The sequence below is a fragment of the Fibrisoma montanum genome (assembly GCF_003583365.1).
GTDB classification, from domain to species: Bacteria; Bacteroidota; Bacteroidia; order Cytophagales; family Spirosomataceae; genus Fibrisoma; species Fibrisoma montanum.
Window position 1 is genome coordinate 213,331 of sequence record NZ_QXED01000003.1, and the last position, 17,013, is coordinate 230,343.

Consider the following 17,013-nt stretch of genomic DNA (forward strand, 5'->3'; position numbering starts at 1 on the left):
CAATTTTGTTTTTGTTACACTAAACACACTGTATGGCATTACCCCAACGTAGACCACCCCGCCGGGAGGTTGAAGAACCTTATCGAATTAATGAACGAATCCAGGCCCGTCAGGTACGGGTGGTCGGAGAAAACGTAGAGCAGGGAATTTACGAAATAGATAAGGCCCGGGCGATGGCAAAAGCCCAGTCGCTGGATTTGGTCGAGATTTCGCCCAATGCCAGCCCGCCCGTCTGCCGGATTGTGGACTACTCAAAGTTCAAATACGAGCAGAAGAAAAAGCAGAAAGAAATTAAGGCGAACGCCCAGAAGGTTGTTATTAAAGAAATCCGGTTCGGTCCAAACACGGACGACCATGATTTCGAGTTCAAGCTCAAACACGCCATTAACTTCCTCAAAGAAGGCGCTAAGGTGAAAGCCTATGTGCAGTTTGTTGGCCGGGCCATTGTGTTCAAAGACCGTGGCTTTCAACTGCTGGACCGCTTTGCCAAAGGACTGGAAGAATACGGCAAAGTCGAAGCTGAGCCGAAACTGGAAGGGAAGCGTATGAGCATGTTCCTGGCCCCGAAAGTAGTGATCAAGAAATAATGATTTAGGAGGAGGAAAGGAGAAAGGGTGGAAAGGAAGAAAAGGACGCGGGTGGTGTCTTTTCTCCCGCTCCTCCCTTTCTCCTTTCCTCCTTTTTTCTTATCTTTGCGGCCTGTTTACTTTTTACATCGCGAAACGGTTCAAAACAATGCCTAAAGTAAAAACCAATTCCGCGGCCAAGAAGCGTTTTAAGCTGACCGGCACCGGGAAAATTAAGCGGAAGCACGCCTTCCACAGTCACATCCTGACGAAAAAGTCAACCAAGCAGAAGCGCAATCTGACCCATTCGACCCTGGTCGATTCGACCAACGAGACCCGGATCAAGGCGCTGCTGAACGTTTAGTTCGTCAACAAAAGACGCAGTTGCGTCTGGTTTCATGTTTCACCCGATTACTGGCCCATAAGCATCCGATACCGGGTCGCCAGTCGTCAAAAAACAAACTTATTATACAATGCCACGTTCCGTCAATCACGTAGCCTCACGGGCACGTCGGAAAAAAGTAATGAAGCTGGCCAAAGGATACTTCGGTCGGCGTAAAAACGTCTGGACGGTTGCCAAGAATGCCGTCGAGAAAGGATTAGGATACTCGTACCGGGATCGTCGCCAGAAGAAGCGGGATTTCCGGTCGCTCTGGATTCAGCGGATCAACGCCGGTGCCCGCGAAAACGGCGTATCGTATTCGGTGCTGATGGGTGCCATCAATAAATCCGGGGTTCAACTGAACCGTAAGGTACTGGCTGATCTGGCCATGAACCACCCCGAGGCTTTTAAAGCCGTTGTTGAGCAGGTAAAGTAAACAGGAATTTTTAAGCAGGAAGGGAGTAGGGAGGAAAGGAGAAAGGATCGGTCACCGGTTCTTTTTGCCCTGGCCTCCTTCCTCCCTTTCTGCTTTCCTCCTTTTCCTCCTTTATTCCCTTCTCCCTTTCCTCCCCCTTACGTCTCTATCACCTTCGTCTTGATTCCCACGCGTTCGCCGTTGGCCTGTTTGCCGATCAGCAGCAGATCCACTTCAATGGTGCCGACGCGGAAGACCTGCCGGTCCGTGAGGTGCTGTTCCAGTACCTGTTTGAGTTGTTGAAAGCGCTTAGTGCGGGCTTTTTCGGTGTCGTCGTACCAGTCCTGTTCGGTAATGACCGGTTGCCAGAACTGCTCTTCCGGAATTTCGTCTACGTATACTTCGGGCGGGACCATCTGCCAGTCTTTTATTTGACTGACGGTAAGCGGTTCCGGTTGGTCGAGGTAACAGCTAATCAATTCGACCGGCTCGTCGGATTCGCTCGGGTAATATAAATCCGTCAGGAGCGGGGAAATCTGATCGGTCAGGGACGGGTGTGTTTCCATGCAACGTTACGTTTGCGTCAAATTGCGTCAAAGTTGAGAACAATGCCTCATTCAGGGGGTTAAACCTTCTGAATTTTTAAGTAAAATAAAGGCAAACCACCTTACGTAAACCCAGGTAATCATGTTAGAAACCCTAATGAACCTCGTGCGTCAGCAGTCAGGCGACGCGATCATCAACAATCCGGCCATTCCGAATCAGCAGAACGAAGATGCCATGCAGGCCGTTTCGAGCGGTATTCTGGGTGGTTTGCAGCAACAGGCGCAGGGCGGTGGCCTGGGTAACCTGCTGAGCATGGTCATGGGCCAGGGCGGGCAGGAACAGCAGGGCGCCGTTACACAGGGCGTGCAGCAGAACGTACAGCAAAACCTGATGGAGCGGCTTGGTATCTCCCCGCAGGTAGCGATGTCGGTGGCCTCGGCGGTCGTGCCCATCGTGCTGAACAAACTGATGAACAAGGCACAGGACCCGAACGACAACAGCGTTGACGCCAATAGCATCATGGGAGCCGCTACGGGCCAGCAGGGCACCGACTGGATGAGCATGGCGCAATCGGCAATGGCCGACGGCCGGCTGGACATGAGCGATCTGATGCGGGTCATGAACGGGGGCGGTCAGCAGTCGGGTAGTGGTGGCCTGGGCGGTATGCTCGGCGGCCTTTTCGGTGGCCGCTGACCCGTTGCGCAGCCGAAACAGAGATGCCCGCTCCAACCGGTTGGAGCGGGCATTTTTTCAAACTGACAGAGTGGTCAACCGGATTCACAGGAACCCGGCCAGGTTGGCCCTTCGGCTCAGAATGCGCTGACAGATTGGCAGAAAACTGAACAAAATCGGGGGCTGGCATATTGCTTGATAAAGAGTATACGTCTGTCAGCAACTAACATCACGATAGAACTAAACCAACAATATGGGAAAGATTATTGGCATTGACTTAGGTACAACCAACTCGTGCGTGGCCGTTATGGAAGGTAACGAGCCGGTGGTAATTCCGAACAGCGAAGGACGTCGGACGACCCCCTCGGTAGTGGCCTTTATGGACAACGGCAACGGCGAGCGGAAAGTAGGTGACCCGGCCAAACGTCAGGCGATTACGAACCCCAAGAACACCATTGCTTCCATCAAGCGGTTCATGGGCCGTCGCTACGATGAGGTTACCAACGAATTGAAGAATACAGCCTACACGGTTGAGAACGGACCGAACAACACACCGCGTGTTCGGATCGGCGACCGGCAATACACGCCCCAGGAGATTTCGGCGCTGATTCTGCAGAAGATGAAGCAGACGGCCGAAGATTACCTTGGCCAGACCGTAACTGAAGCCGTCATCACCGTGCCGGCGTACTTCAACGACGCCCAGCGTCAGGCCACGAAAGAAGCGGGCCAGATTGCGGGTCTCGATGTTAAGCGCATTATTAACGAGCCAACGGCTGCGGCCCTGGCCTACGGTCTGGACAAGACCGATAAAGACCTTAAAATTGCCGTATTCGACTTAGGTGGCGGTACGTTCGATATTTCCATCCTCGAACTGGGCGACGGTGTTTTCGAGGTAAAAGCAACCGATGGGGATACGCACCTCGGGGGTGACGACTTCGACCAGGTGATCATCGACTGGCTCGCCAACGAATTTAAAGCCGACGAAGGCATCGACCTGCGTCAGGACCCGATGGCGCTGCAACGCCTGAAGGAAGCCGCCGAGAAGGCAAAAATTGAGCTGTCGTCCTCGTCGTCGACGGAAATTAACCTGCCGTACATCATGCCGGTGAACGGGATTCCGAAGCACCTGGTCCGTTCGCTGAGCCGCGCGAAGTTCGAACAACTGGCGGATTCGCTGATTCAGCGGAGCCTGGAGCCGTGCCGCCGGGCGCTGAAGAACGCCGGGCTGTCGGCCAGCCAGATCGACGAAGTGATTCTGGTGGGTGGGTCAACCCGGATTCCCAAAGTGCAGGACGAAGTCGAAAAGCTGTTCGGCAAGAAGCCGTCAAAAGCCGTTAACCCGGACGAAGCCGTAGCGATTGGGGCTGCCATCCAGGGGGGCGTTCTGACGGGTGAAGTGAAAGACGTACTGCTGCTCGACGTGATTCCGCTCTCGCTGGGTATCGAAACGATGGGCGGGGTTTTCACCAAGATGGTAGAAGCCAATACGACCATTCCCAGCAAGAAAGTAGAGGTGTTCTCGACGGCGTCGGATAACCAGCCGAGCGTAGAAATCAACGTGCTGCAGGGCGAGCGCCCAATGGCGCAGCAAAACCGTCAGTTGGGCCGGTTTATCCTGTCGGACATTCCGCCCGCACCGCGTGGGGTACCGCAGATTGAGGTAACCTTCGACGTAGACGCCAACGGGATTCTGAACGTAACGGCCCGCGACAAAGGCACCGGCAAAGAGCAGAAGATCCGCATCGAAGCGTCGAGCGGTCTGACCGACGCCGAAATCAACCGGATGCGTGAAGAAGCGAAAGCCAACGAAGCGGCCGACAAAGCCGAGCGTGAGAAGATCGAGAAGGTCAACCAGGCCGACTCGCTGATTTTCCAGACCGAGAAGCAGCTGAAAGACTACGGCGACAAGCTGTCGGCCGGCAACAAGCAGGCCATTGAAGATGCCCTGGGTCAACTGCGGACGGCGCACGGTTCCCGCGACGTAGCGGCTATCGATGCCGCCATGACCAAACTGAACGAAGCCTGGGGGGCGGCCTCACAGGAGCTGTACAACGCTACCAACGGTCAGGCAGGCCCAACAGACGGCGCGGGTTTTGACGGCGGTAACGGTGCAGCCAACGGCCAGACTGGTCAGACGACCGGTCCTGACGGCAACGTATCGGACGTACCGTACGAAGAAGTGAAGTAATAAAGATTAGTATATAGCCCCGCCAAGATTTCTTGGCGGGGTTTTTTATACACACATAAAAGATCAAAATAAACATCGATGAGAAGGACTATAAACATTCCTTTTAGCAATAATTCATATGGCCAGTCTACAGCCTTAACGCTACCAGAAATCACTAATTCGATTGTTATTCTTGGAGCGAATGGCTCTGGTAAAACTAGATTTGGTAGTTATATTGAAGAGAATAATCGTGATACTCATAGAATAACTGCTCAAAAGTCATTGATGATGCCTGATGTAGTAAATACTACCTCTTTAATTGTAGCAGAGTATAGTTTTTTATATGGTTATTACGATCCAAATCAAACGAGCGATTGGTTACAAACAACTGGTAAGAGAAGTCATCGATATCAAAACAACCCTAATACATATTTGACGAATGACTTTTATCCTTTAATGACGCTACTTTTCTCTGACGAGTTTGAAACATCTATTGAATTTAAGGAAAATTCTAAAAATGGTACTCCACCAAATATCGATACTAAATTAGATAAAGTAATATCAATTTGGCAAGAACTCTTACCGCATCGGAAATTAAGAAAACGTAGTGGGGCCATTGAAGTTGCTTCGGTAAATTCATTTAGTAATACAATATATAACGGGTCGCAAATGAGTGACGGTGAACGAGTCATATTTTACTTAATAGCCGAAGCAGTTTGTATAAAGCAAGAGTCAATACTCATTATAGACGAGCCTGAGCTGCATATTCATAAATCAATAATGAAAAATCTTTTTGATAAGATTGAAAAAACTCGCCCAGATGTTTTATTCGTATATCTAACTCACGATATTGATTTTGCTGTATCACGCGTTGGTGCTTATAAACTGTGGCTTAAATCGTTTCATGGAGTAAATTTTTGGGAATATCAGCAAATTCAGCAGGACAGTAACATACCTGAAGAAATTTATCTTGAGATTCTTGGTAGCCGCAAGCCAGTATTATTTGTTGAAGGGCAAAGGACAAGTATTGATTATCTATTGTACAGTGTACTTTTTCCCAATTATACTGTAACTCCTGTTGGGGGGTGTGAAGAAGTAATAGATGCAACCAAAACGTTCAATGGGCTGAATTATTTTCATCATCTTGTTGCTAAAGGTATAGTTGACCGTGACCGCCGTACCGATGATGAGATTAGAAGGCTACAGGATCGTAAAGTAGAAGTATTGCAACTTGCAGAAATAGAGAATTTATTTTTGATAGAAGAAGTGGTGAAAGCAGTTGCAAATCATATGCACAAAGATGCTGAGGCCGTTTTTCAACATGTGAAAAGTAAAGTGTTAGCTGCATTTAGTCAAGATTTAGAAGCACAAGTTATCGAGCGTACTATTCATCGTGTAAAGAAGACTATAAACCAAGCAACAAATAATAGAGTGGACGATTGGACCTCACTGGAGTCGGTGCTTAGTGATGCATTCAAAATAGATACATATCGTAGTATCTACGCTGATGTAAAATTGGAACTTGAAAACCTATCTACGCAAGGTAGTTATTTGGAAATATTAAGAGTTGCTAATATTAAAAGATTGCTTGAGAGATCTGAGTTTGCAGCACAATGTGGATTAATCAATAATGGCGACATGATAAGAGATTTTATAATCAGTATTTTGAAAAGTCAATCTCCAAGCAGCCAAGTGATCAGGCAATTTATGAAGAGTTACGTTAGTGGAAATTGGTGAATTATGGAGCGTTTGCCAAACTTGTGACACAGTTTGGCTGGCAATAGCAATCAAAAGGGTTGTTGGTGAAAAGCATAGTAACGTTAATGTATATTTCTGACTGTGTAGGTAACTGCACAACGCAAACGCCCCGGCTGGTAACGGCCGGGGCGTTTGTCTGTTTAGAGCAGCCGGCTACCCCCGCTTCAACTCGGGTTTGCGGTTCAGCAGGGCGAACACCACCGTAGTGATAGCAGCTCCGATGAGTACCTTCTGTACCAGCCCCTTGCGGTCGTATTTCCAGTCACCGCCCCAGCCTTTCTCGGCGAAAATGTTGGGTACGTGGCCCTGTCTGATGTCGTCGATGATACCCTCCACGACGTTGACCCGGTCGGCCAGCAGCAGGGGAATCCAGTGACCAAAGCTCGATTCGCTGTATTTAAACGCGTACCGGCGAAGCTGGCCGCTCAGGCCCGTCGGGGGCGCCGACGTACCAAAGACGGCGCTGACGTTGGGCCGTTCGTTGGAATGCAGTACCTCGATGTTGACAGGCTGCTGGGCCGGGCGCTCCCAGGTATAGCCTTTTTCTTCCTCCTTTTCCCGGTGGCGCATGGGGTACGTCGGATCGTTTTTCGGATCGGCGTCGATACCCCAGCCTTTGATGTGCGCAAAGTTTTTAGCTAAATCTTCCATGACGGCTGTGATTACAGTTTGGCTGATGGGGGAATTAAGACAGGTTTGATGCAGTTGTCGAGCTTGGCCGAGAAAATGTGGTACGCTTCGGACACTTCTTCGAGCGGCACCCGGTGCGTAATCATCGCCTTGGGGTCAAGAATGCCGTTTTTGATGTGCTCGATCAGCCGGGGCAGCAGCCGCTTCACCGACGCCTGGTTGGCCCGGATCGTGATGCCTTTGTTAACGACATTCCCGATGGGGATCAGGTTGCCCGTAGGCCCGTATACCCCAACGATGGACACAATGCCTCCTTTTTTAACGGAATTGATCGCCCAGTGGAGCGCCGTAGCCGAACCAGCCTGGAGCAGCAGTTTCCGACCGGTGATGGTCTGCATGGCGCTGCCGGCCGCTTCGGCCCCTACAGCGTCGATGCAGACATCGGCACCCAGCCAGTCGGTAGTCCGCTTGACGAATACGACGGGGTCGTCAATCTCCTTGAAGTTATACGCTTCGCAATGGGCGTAATTCCGGACAAATTCAAGCCGGTAGTCAACGTGGTCGAAGACGATGACGCGGGCCGCGCCGAATAGCCAGGCGCAGCGGGCCGCCATAATCCCCACCGGACCAGCGCCGAACACTACGACCGTATCGCCGGGCTGAATCCCGCCCATTTCAGCGGCCTGGTAGCCGGTCGGCACGACATCGGTCAGCAGCACGGCATCGTCGGGGTGCATCCAGTCGGGAATAACCGTCGGGCCGACGTTGGCGTAGGGAACCCGGACGTATTCGGCCTGCCCGCCGTCGTAGCCACCGGCCGTGTGCGAATAGCCGAAAATGCCCCCCACGGCCGTCGCTTCCGGATTGGACTCGTGGCAGTTGCCGTACAGCCCCTGTTTGCAGAAGACGCATTTGCCGCAGGCGATGTTGAAAGGGACAATGACCTGGTCGCCTACCTTGATCATGTGCACGTCGGCGCCGACTTCTTCCACCACCCCAATAAATTCATGCCCAAACGTGGACCCCACCCGGGTGTCGGGTACGTTGCCATTGTAGAGGTGCAGATCCGACCCGCAGATGCAGGAGCGGGTAACCCGAACGATGGCATCTTCCGGATGCAGGATTTCAGGCATGGGTTTGTGATCGATGCGAACCCGCTGGGGGCCGCGGTAATTCATGGCGAGCATGGGAATCGTTTTTGGGTGTACGACAATGAACCAAACCCCGTACCGGATAGCCTGCCACGCAGCCTGCGTACGGATCGGGGTATAATGCATTCTGTAACCCAAATGCAAAACACTTGTTCTACGGTAGGCATACGAGAGTATTGATATGTAGGGGCTGTCTGCCCGTCGGCTGGTGGGTTTTGCCCGATTATCAGAGGGCTTTTCGGCACTGGAGGGGTGGTTTGACCAGACGCTAAGAATTCGCGTCGATTAGCCAACGGGGCGCTGTGGTCCGTTTGCTCAGGGTTGCAGGACCGGCGGTTGCGGAGTACGCGCTGGCTGGCGAGCCGGCGTACGTCGGGATAGTGCAGGATGCGTTCGTGCTCCAAACGTGATTAATTGACTATACAACCCCCGTGGCCATGCGCATGAACGCCTTTCGTTGGTGGTCACGCCTTTCGCTTACCCGTAGACCCTATGCTTACCCGTCGTACCTCATGGCTGAAAGTAGTGGCCTTGCTGACGCTGCTCCGTATTCCGGCCGTTTCGCAGTCCGTTAACGCCTTACAGGCCGGTTTTCAGCAGCCGCCCGCATCAGCCCGCCCCCGGGTCTGGTGGCACTGGATGAACGGCAATATTTCAAAAGAAGGCATCACTAAAGACCTGGAATGGATGAAACGGGTTGGTATTGGTGGTTTTCAGAACTTTGATGCCAGCCTGTTTACGCCCCAGGTGGTGGCCCAAAAACTGGTGTTTATGACCCCCGGCTGGAAAGAAGCCTTCCGCCACGCAACGGATCAGGCGGGCCGGCTGCAACTGGAGATGGCCATTGCCGGATCGCCGGGCTGGAGCGTTACGGGTGGTCCGTGGGTGCAGCCGCAGGATGGGATGAAGAAATACGTCTGGACAGAAACGCGGATCAGCGCCGGGCAGCCGTTTCAGGGAAAATTGCCCCGGCCGCCGGCGATAACGGGGCCGTTTCAGCAGGTGGAGATGCCCAAATCGTCGTTGCTCTCCCAGCGGGAAGCGCAGCTGCCGACGTTCTACCAGGATGCAGCCGTGATGGCTTACCGGCTGCCTGCTACGGACCGGGTCTTTACGGCCCTGCAACCGACCGTTACGTCGAGTGGCGGCTCGTTTGACCTGAATCAGCTAACCGATGGGGACGTGGCCACGACCCGTTACCTGCCGCCCACGGCCGTCGGCGAGGAGATGTGGATTCAGTACGCCTTCGATACTCCGCAGACATTCAGGGCGTTTACCATTGCCGGCGCGAGCCACGTGGCGCTGGAAGAATTCAACGGAGGGCCGCAGAACCGTTCGCTGACAGTCAGCGATGATGGGGTGAATTTCCGGGCCGTCGTGGCCATTCCGGGCAGTATCGTTCCGCAGAATACCCTGAGCATTCCGCCCACCACGGCCCGGTATTTTCGGTTTACGTTCACAACCCTGCCCCCGCAGGTCAATATGTTCGCGGCCATGGCGGGGTTGAAGACGGAGCCGCCCAAACCCGAGGGCGTGAACGTAGCGGAACTGGTTCTGCACACCACCGACCGGATTCACCTGTTCGAAGACAAGGCTGGTTTCAACCCCTGGAACGAGGAGCCTGCGTTACCGACTTCGCCCGGGGCCGACGCCATTCCGGCAGAGGATGTGGTCGATCTGACCGACCGTATGCAGCCCGACGGTACCCTGGCGTGGACCCCACCGGCGGGTCGGCCGGGCGACTGGGTCATTGTGCGGCTGGGCTATTCGCTGACGGGCCGGCAGAATCACCCGGCCTCGCCCGAAGCCACTGGTCTCGAAGTGGATAAACTCGACAAAGGAGCCGTCCGAAACTACATCAATACGTACCTCGATATGTACCGCGAGGCTACCGGCGGACAGATGGGGGCCAAAGGGCTTCAGTACATGGTGCTTGACAGTTACGAAGCCGGCCACATGACCTGGACCAGAACCCTGCCGGACGAGTTTGCCCGTCGGCGCGGGTACGACCTCAAACCCTGGATCCCAGTGCTGACGGGCCGGGTCGTGAACAGCACGGAAGCCAGCGAACAGTTCCTGTGGGATTTTCGAAAAACCATCGGGGAACTTATCGTTGACAGTCACTACGACGTCATCGGCGACGCCCTGCACCAGCGGGGCCTGAAACGGTATACCGAATCGCACGAGAACAAGCGGATTTACCTGGCCGACGGCATGGATGTAAAACGCCGGGCCGATATTCCGATGTCGGCCATGTGGACGCCGGGGAGTCTGGCTGGGGGGGCAGACGAAGAAATCCGCAGCAAAGCGGATATCCGCGAGTCAGCGTCGGTGGCGCACCTGTACGGGCAGAACCTGGTCGCGGCCGAGTCGATGACCTCGGTCGGGAATGCGTTCAGTTTTCATCCGGAAAAGCTGAAGCGCACGGCGGATATGGAACTGGCTTCGGGGCTGAACCGCTTCGTGATTCATACGTCGGTACACCAGCCGCTGGATGATAAGCAGCCGGGGTTTTCGCTGGGGCCCTTTGGTCAATACTTTACCCGCCACGAGACCTGGGCTGAGCAGGCCAGACCCTGGGTCGATTACCTGAGTCGGAGCTGCTACCTGCTCCAGCAGGGGCGACCCGTGGTAGATGTGCTGTATTACTACGGCGAAAACCAGAACATTACCGCGCTGTTTGCCAGGCAGTTGCCGCCCATCCCGGCCGGGTATGAATACGACTTTGTGAATGCTACGGCCGTCAAAACGGCCCTCAAGGTGGCCAACGGCAAGATTGTAGCACCGAGCGGGCAGACCTACAGCCTTATGGTGCTGGACCCGTCGGCCCGGCAGATGACCCTGCCGGTGCTGAAAACGCTCCGGGATCTGGTCAAAGCCGGGATTAAACTCACCGGCACGAAGCCCGAACGCTCACCCAGTCTGAGCGATAACCCCACCGAATTCCAGGCGGTGGTCAACGAACTCTGGCGGCATCCGAACGTCATCGATAAACCCATCGATGCGGTGCTGGCCGCGTTGAGTCTGCCGAAGGATGTGGCCGTATCGAACGCGAAATCCGAGGTGCTGTATGTCCACCGCCGGCTCGACAATCAGGATGTGTACTGGCTCAACAGCCGGAGCGACGCGCCCAACGAAGCCGTGGTGAGTTTCCGGGTACTGGGAAAAGTGCCGGAACTATGGCATCCGCAGACGGGCCGGATCGAAGCAGTGTCCTATGAAATCAAAGACGGCCGGACCCTTATTCCGCTGACGTTTGACCCCTGGGATGCGTATTTCATCGTGTTCCGGCAGAAGGCCACAGCAGCCTCCTTTACCAAACCGACCCTGTCGACGGCGGAAGTTGCGCAGGTTGAGGGGCCCTGGACCGTGCAGTTTCAGGCCGGTCGGGGTGCACCGGAGCAGGCTACGTTCCCGCAGCTGACATCCTGGACGGACAATGCCGACGCCGGAATTAAGTTTTTCTCCGGTACGGCTACTTACAAGAACGCGTTTGACCTGCCGACGCTGGATAAAACCGGCCGCTACGTCCTGAATTTGGGTGAGGTCAAAAACATCGCCGAGGTCATCGTCAACGGAAAAGCCGTGGGCACCGTCTGGAAAAAACCGTTCCGGCTGGACGTCACCGACGCCCTCAAACCGGGCCGGAATGCCATCCAGATCAACGTAACCAACCTGTGGGTCAATCGCCTGATCGGGGATGCGCAGCCGGACGTAACCCGGAAAATTACCTTCACGACGATGCCGTTCTACCAGGCCAATGCCCCTCTGTTGCCCGCCGGACTGATGGGCCCGGTTACGGTTTCGGTGAGGAAACAGACAGGGTTATAACGGTCCGCCCGTGAGTGGATACTCCGGTGGCTGAACTGATCGCCTGCGGCCGAAAAAGAGCAGCCTGCCGCAAGTTGGGGCAGGCTGCTTGGTATGGCGTCAACCGGACCTATCAGTCCATGTTTTTGTCCAGCGTGGTTACCCGCTCCAGGTGCTTCTGCAGGGTGGGGAGGGTCTTGGCCGCAAACGCTTTCATGTCAGCATCGTCGGCGTCGTCGGCCGCTTCTTTGAACAGCTTGACGTCTTCCTCGTGGTCTTCAACCATCAGGTCGATGTATTTCTTATCGAACTCCGCGCCCGATAGCCGGCTGAGTTCGTCGACGTGCTTCTGAGCGTCCTCACCCAGGGTTGTGGGCAGGGTGATGTTCTTCTGAGCGGCCAGGGCTTTCAGTTCCTGATTCGCTTTCTGGTGTTCTTCTACCATCATGGCACCAAACGCCTTTACGTCGGCGTTCTGGGCTTTCTCCTGGGCGAGCCGCCCGAGCTCTACTTCGAGCAGACCACCGTTGGCGGCCTTCACGGCAAAGTCGTTGACGTCGTCGTCCTGACCCGAACCGGCCTGTTCTTTCATATCATTGGCGTCGTGGGCATTCTCGACGCTGTCGTCGCTGTCTTTCTTGTTTTCGTTGCAGGCCTGGAACGTCAGACTGCTGAGCGCCAGGAGCCAGATTAAGCTTGTCTTTTTCATACCGTTGTGCTAATTGAGTCTATGTGAGTTTGTCGGTAAAACTACGCTCTCCGCTTATGGTTGGTCAACGGGGAGAAACCTTATTAAATGGGCAGGCTGTTCGCAGGCCGGTCGGTGGTCTGCTGCGTTACGTAGTATATGAACCATTTTTTTGTCCAAACGAAAACTGAACGGAGCGCGGGCGTACGGCTGCACGTAGTGGCCGCCGGCCCGGCCGATGGACCGCTGGTGATTCTGCTGCACGGATTTCCGGAGTTCTGGTACGGCTGGCGGAAGCAGATCGACGACCTGGCTGCGGCCGGCTACCGGGTCTGGGTGCCCGATCAGCGGGGGTATAACCAAAGCGAAAAGCCCGCCGGCGTAGCCGATTACCGCGTCGATGCCTTGGTTGAGGACGTGATCGGTCTGATTGACGCGGCCAGGGAGCCGCAGGCATTCATCGTGGGACACGACTGGGGGGGACTGGTCGCCTGGCGGCTGGCCATGACCCATCCCGAACGCATCCGACGGCTGGTGATTCTGAACGTACCGCATCCGGGCGTGATGGCCCGGTTCATCGCCACCAGCCCGCGGCAGGCGCTCCGAAGCTGGTATATCTTCTTTTTTCAGGTACCCAGGCTGCCGGAGTGGGTCTTGCGGCTCGGCAACTGGCGGGCCATGTCGCGGGCTATGCACCGCAGCAGCCGACCCGGTACGTTCTCTGACGAGGACATGCGGTACTACCGCGAGGCCTGGACCCAGTCCGACCGCTACGGCATGACCGCGTTCAGAGCAATGATCAACTGGTATCGGGCCGCGTTCGGTCAGACCAGACGTAGCCCGACCGCGGGGCAGCAGTCGACCGCAAACCAACCAGGCGCGGCCCGGCCGAACGCGGCCCGACGCATTACCGTGCCGACGCTGCTACTCTGGGGCGCCCGTGACCAGTTTCTGCACCGGGATATGGCTCAGGCCAGTATCGAACGCTGCGACCACGGCCGGCTGGTATATCTCGAGGAAGCTACCCACTGGGTTCAGCACGAAGAGCCAGCCCGGGTAAACGACCTGCTGAAGACGTTCCTGCGGGACGAATCCTGAAACTATCAGACAATTTTCTTGGTTGTATGGACAAAATTCTGATATTTGTGCCATGCTATTACAGGACCGTACCGCCATCGTTTTTTCTGCCCTGAAAGGGGTGCCGGCTACCACGTTTTTCGAGGTGGCCGATCTGACCGGCTACCGGCGCGAACAGCTCGCCGAAGTGTTTGATACGTCGCTGAAGACCTTTCAGCGGTACGAACGCGAACAAAAGAGACTGAATCCGCAGGACAGTGAGAAGGCACTGAAAATCATGGCGCTGTTCCAGAAGGGGCCGGAGGTGTTCGGGTCGATGGATGCGTTCCGGCGCTGGATGGACAAACCCGCCTACGGGCTCGGCAATCAGGTGCCGTTCGATCTGCTCCACACCTCGGGTGGGATCGACCTGATTATGGACGAACTCGTCCGGATTGAATACGGTGACCTGGCGTAACGCATGCGGGTATACCGAATTACCAAAGCCATATACGCTGACCGACTGGTGGCATCCGGTGGGGCGGCCCGCTGGAACGCGCGGGGCCGGTTTGTGATCTACACCGCGGCTACGCGGGCGCTGGCCTGTCTCGAAAACGTCGTGCATCGCAGCGGGGAGGGGCTTCAGGACGTGTTCCGGGTGATGGTGATCGACATCCCCGATACGTTGCCCATCGAACCCATCGCACCGGCGAGTTTGCCGCCGAACTGGTTTGACTTTCAGAACTACGTGTACTGCCAGCAACGGGGTGAAGAATGGCTGCAGACCGGCAAAACGGCGGTCCTGCAGGTGCCATCGGCCATCATTCCGAACGAGTGGAACTACCTGCTGAATCCCGGCCACCCCGATTTTTCGACAATTCAGCTCGTCCGCACCGAGCCGTTCGTGTTCGATCCGCGCATTAAGCAATAGCCCTACAGCCCCTCGCAATCGCCTGCACAAGCCCGGGGCGGTTAACCCAATGGCTGCTGAGGTCGATCAGCCGGCAGCCGGCCTTACAGCACCAGAAACTGGCTCAGGTAATTCCGGGCGGTTAGGATAGCCGTCTGTACGTCGGCCGGGCTGCTTTCGTAGGCTTTGTCTTCCACTTCGATACAAATCGGCCCGCGGTACCGTACATCCGTCAGGGCCGCAAAAAAGTCGCGCCAGCGAACGTCGCCCAGTCCGGGCAGCTTGGGCGAATGATACTCCAGCGGATTGGCCATGATGCCCACGCGGTTGAGCTTGTCGCGGTACAGCTTTACGTCCTTGAGGTGAATGTGGTGCAGCCGGTCCCTATAGTCGTAGAGGGGCCGCACTTCGTCCATCATCTGCCAGATCAGGTGCGAGGGGTCGTAGTTCAGGCCCAGCGCCCGCGACGGAATGATCTCGAACATCCGGTCCCAGATAGCCGGCGTGGTGGCGAGGTTCCGGCCGCCCGGCCATTCGTCGTTGGTGAACCACATCGGGCAGTTTTCAATCCCGATCGTTACGTTGGCCGCTTCGGCTTCCTGCACAAGGGCGGGCCAGTGGTCGGCAAACCGCTTCAGGTTGTCGGTGATGGTCAGCGCCGGATCGCGACCGATGAACGTATTGACGACCGGTACGTCCAGCGCAGCCGCGGCCCGGATTACTTTCTTGATGTGCTCGCGGTAAAACCCGGCCTTCTCCGCGTCGGGGTCGAGGGGATTGGGGTAGTACCCCAGTCCGGAAATAAAAACGCCGTACTGCTGCTGGAGTGCCTTGACGTGGGCTACGTTGAGGTTGTCGACATCAATGTGAGTAACCCCCGCGTACCGGCGGGTATCGCTGTTGTCGGTGGGCCAGCACATCACTTCCACGCACTGGAAGCGGTGTTCGGCGGCAAATTTGAAGACCGATTCAAGATCATAATCGGCCAGGATGGCGCTGACAAAGCCTAACTGAAGCATAGGGTTTTGGTTTGGGAAAAGGCAAAAATAAGGGAATGCCATTAGTTGGAGGCTACCTCAGTCAGCCAATTGTCGAGGTAGGTCATCAATTGACCAGGGTCCGGACTAACGCCGGTTTCGATGTAAGCCCCCGAGGTGGCCATGCCCAGCAGCAGACAGTCCGCCAGGGAGAAGCCGTGCAGCAGGCCCCAGCAGTAGCCCGCGTTGAGGTTGTCGCCCCCGCCGGTGAGTACTTTGGGCACCGGGACCAGTCGGCCGGGCATGGCCACTACCCCGACGTCCGTGGCTACCAGCGAGCAATCGATGGGATGAATCATCACCGCCGGAATCGTCGTTTTCTCCCGGATACACCGGGCAATCTCGGGCAGGTCCGGCGTCTGAGCCAGCCGCAGCGCGTCGGCGGGGCTGTGATCGTGCAAGGCCAGGTAAATGCGCCGGGCCTCGTTCTCGTTCATACCCAGCGTGACGTGGCCGTAGGGCGCGTACTGAGCCACGATCGCCAGGGCCTGCCGGATCGAGTCGGCCGACCGTTTGGTGGGGTCGCAGAGATCGAAAAACAAGTGTCGGCCGGGGTCGGTCGGCGCCGGTTGAACGACCTCGCGCAGATACTGTGCCCATACGTCAAGGCTGTGCGGCAGGTTGGCCCAGTCCACAAACGCGACCAGCTGGCTTTCGGCGTATTGCCGACGAAGCAGATCGATACCTAGTTGCTCTACCAGAAACGACCAGCGCAGCCGGTCAAAAACCGATACTTCCGAAAAGATGAGTTTCCCGTCGCCGAACTCCAGGGCGTTGGTTTCGGCCGGCGGACCAAGCGAGACCAGTTCGCAACCGCGGTGCATTCGATCGAATACCGGATCGCTCAGGGTACCGATGCAGCGATTCGATACGCCCAGCGATGCCAGCGCCTGCGCCATAATGGGTGCGTTCCCGCCGATCTTGGTTGCCAGCGTCACGAGTTCGATCTGGCCGCTTTTGCCGGCGAGGGTGTGCAGCAGGTCGGCCAGTTCACTGATCTGGCCGAAGTAGTCGTTGCCGTCGGGGCGTTTGGCCCGGACCACCTTCTGAATCTTATCGACGTACCCATCGAGCCCCACAAACGCCTTGTAGGGCGACTGCGGGCCGGTGGTCCGTAACCGGTCGAGGAGCGATTGTAGGCGGGCGGATAGGTGCATCGTACGGTTTGTGGTTTTTCGGTTTGTGGTTTATGGTTCAGGGCGTGAAGTCTCGCCACGGTATGAAT

The 17,013-nt window shown here is 55.8% G+C and carries 16 protein-coding genes; 10 read left to right on the forward strand and 6 right to left on the reverse strand.

What is annotated here, in order from left to right:
- Positions 1 to 32: 32 nt before the first annotated feature.
- From infC to rplT, 3 genes are all read left to right on the forward strand, one after another.
- Positions 33 to 587, forward strand: a complete 555-nt coding sequence (gene infC, locus DYU11_RS10790) for a translation initiation factor IF-3 (protein ID WP_119667692.1) — start codon at positions 33 to 35, stop codon at positions 585 to 587.
- A 148-nt stretch (positions 588 to 735) separates the two neighbouring features.
- The gene (rpmI, locus tag DYU11_RS10795; RefSeq protein WP_009281994.1) at positions 736 to 930 is read left to right on the forward strand and encodes a 50S ribosomal protein L35; all 195 of its coding nucleotides are present in this window, start codon (positions 736 to 738) and stop codon (positions 928 to 930) included.
- Positions 931 to 1,039: 109 nt separating this feature from the next.
- Positions 1,040 to 1,384, forward strand: coding sequence for a 50S ribosomal protein L20 (gene rplT / locus DYU11_RS10800; protein WP_119667693.1), 345 nt, complete (start codon positions 1,040 to 1,042; stop codon positions 1,382 to 1,384).
- Between the two features lie 137 nt (positions 1,385 to 1,521).
- On the opposite strand, the gene DYU11_RS10805 is transcribed toward rplT, so the two are convergent.
- Positions 1,522 to 1,929, reverse strand: coding sequence for a nuclease A inhibitor family protein (locus tag DYU11_RS10805; protein WP_119667694.1), 408 nt, complete (start codon positions 1,927 to 1,929; stop codon positions 1,522 to 1,524).
- A 121-nt stretch (positions 1,930 to 2,050) separates the two neighbouring features.
- Here DYU11_RS10805 and DYU11_RS10810 point away from each other — a divergent pair, with 121 nt between their 5' ends.
- From DYU11_RS10810 to DYU11_RS10820, 3 genes are all read left to right on the forward strand, one after another.
- Positions 2,051 to 2,602, forward strand: a complete 552-nt coding sequence (locus tag DYU11_RS10810) for a DUF937 domain-containing protein (RefSeq protein ID WP_119667695.1) — start codon at positions 2,051 to 2,053, stop codon at positions 2,600 to 2,602.
- Between the two features lie 232 nt (positions 2,603 to 2,834).
- Positions 2,835 to 4,769: a molecular chaperone DnaK gene (gene dnaK, locus DYU11_RS10815; protein WP_119667696.1), complete on the forward strand. Its 1,935-nt coding sequence runs from the start codon at positions 2,835 to 2,837 to the stop codon at positions 4,767 to 4,769.
- 78 nt (positions 4,770 to 4,847) lie between these two features.
- Positions 4,848 to 6,485 (forward strand): DUF4435 domain-containing protein, encoded by a 1,638-nt coding sequence (locus tag DYU11_RS10820; protein WP_119667697.1) that lies wholly within the window; start codon positions 4,848 to 4,850, stop codon positions 6,483 to 6,485.
- A gap of 174 nt (positions 6,486 to 6,659) precedes the next feature.
- Here the strand turns inward: DYU11_RS10820 and DYU11_RS10825 are convergent, their stop codons facing one another.
- Positions 6,660 to 7,157, reverse strand: coding sequence for a hypothetical protein (locus tag DYU11_RS10825; protein WP_119667698.1), 498 nt, complete (start codon positions 7,155 to 7,157; stop codon positions 6,660 to 6,662).
- Positions 7,158 to 7,168: 11 nt separating this feature from the next.
- Entirely contained in the window at positions 7,169 to 8,323 is a 1,155-nt protein-coding gene (locus DYU11_RS10830; RefSeq protein ID WP_119668295.1) for a zinc-dependent alcohol dehydrogenase, read from the reverse strand.
- A 456-nt stretch (positions 8,324 to 8,779) separates the two neighbouring features.
- On the opposite strand from DYU11_RS10830, the gene DYU11_RS10835 reads away from it, so the two are divergent.
- On the forward strand, positions 8,780 to 12,118 hold the full coding sequence (locus DYU11_RS10835; protein ID WP_119667699.1) for a glycosyl hydrolase: 3,339 nt from the start codon (positions 8,780 to 8,782) through the stop codon (positions 12,116 to 12,118).
- A gap of 112 nt (positions 12,119 to 12,230) precedes the next feature.
- Here DYU11_RS10835 and DYU11_RS10840 read toward each other — a convergent pair whose 3' ends face one another.
- Positions 12,231 to 12,806, reverse strand: coding sequence for a DUF4142 domain-containing protein (locus DYU11_RS10840; protein WP_119667700.1), 576 nt, complete (start codon positions 12,804 to 12,806; stop codon positions 12,231 to 12,233).
- 138 nt (positions 12,807 to 12,944) lie between these two features.
- On the opposite strand from DYU11_RS10840, the gene DYU11_RS10845 reads away from it, so the two are divergent.
- From DYU11_RS10845 to DYU11_RS10855, 3 genes are read left to right on the forward strand one after another with little or no spacing between them, the layout of a single operon-like run.
- On the forward strand, positions 12,945 to 13,883 hold the full coding sequence (locus tag DYU11_RS10845) for an alpha/beta fold hydrolase (RefSeq protein WP_119667701.1): 939 nt from the start codon (positions 12,945 to 12,947) through the stop codon (positions 13,881 to 13,883).
- 52 nt (positions 13,884 to 13,935) lie between these two features.
- On the forward strand, positions 13,936 to 14,319 hold the full coding sequence (locus tag DYU11_RS10850; protein WP_119667702.1) for an Xre family toxin-antitoxin system antitoxin: 384 nt from the start codon (positions 13,936 to 13,938) through the stop codon (positions 14,317 to 14,319).
- A gap of 3 nt (positions 14,320 to 14,322) precedes the next feature.
- The gene (locus DYU11_RS10855) at positions 14,323 to 14,772 is read left to right on the forward strand and encodes an RES family NAD+ phosphorylase (protein WP_119667703.1); all 450 of its coding nucleotides are present in this window, start codon (positions 14,323 to 14,325) and stop codon (positions 14,770 to 14,772) included.
- 83 nt (positions 14,773 to 14,855) lie between these two features.
- Here the strand turns inward: DYU11_RS10855 and DYU11_RS10860 are convergent, their stop codons facing one another.
- Positions 14,856 to 15,770: a sugar phosphate isomerase/epimerase family protein gene (locus tag DYU11_RS10860; protein ID WP_119667704.1), complete on the reverse strand. Its 915-nt coding sequence runs from the start codon at positions 15,768 to 15,770 to the stop codon at positions 14,856 to 14,858.
- 41 nt (positions 15,771 to 15,811) lie between these two features.
- Positions 15,812 to 16,945, reverse strand: coding sequence for a hypothetical protein (locus DYU11_RS10865; RefSeq protein WP_119667705.1), 1,134 nt, complete (start codon positions 16,943 to 16,945; stop codon positions 15,812 to 15,814).
- Positions 16,946 to 17,013: the final 68 nt, after the last annotated feature.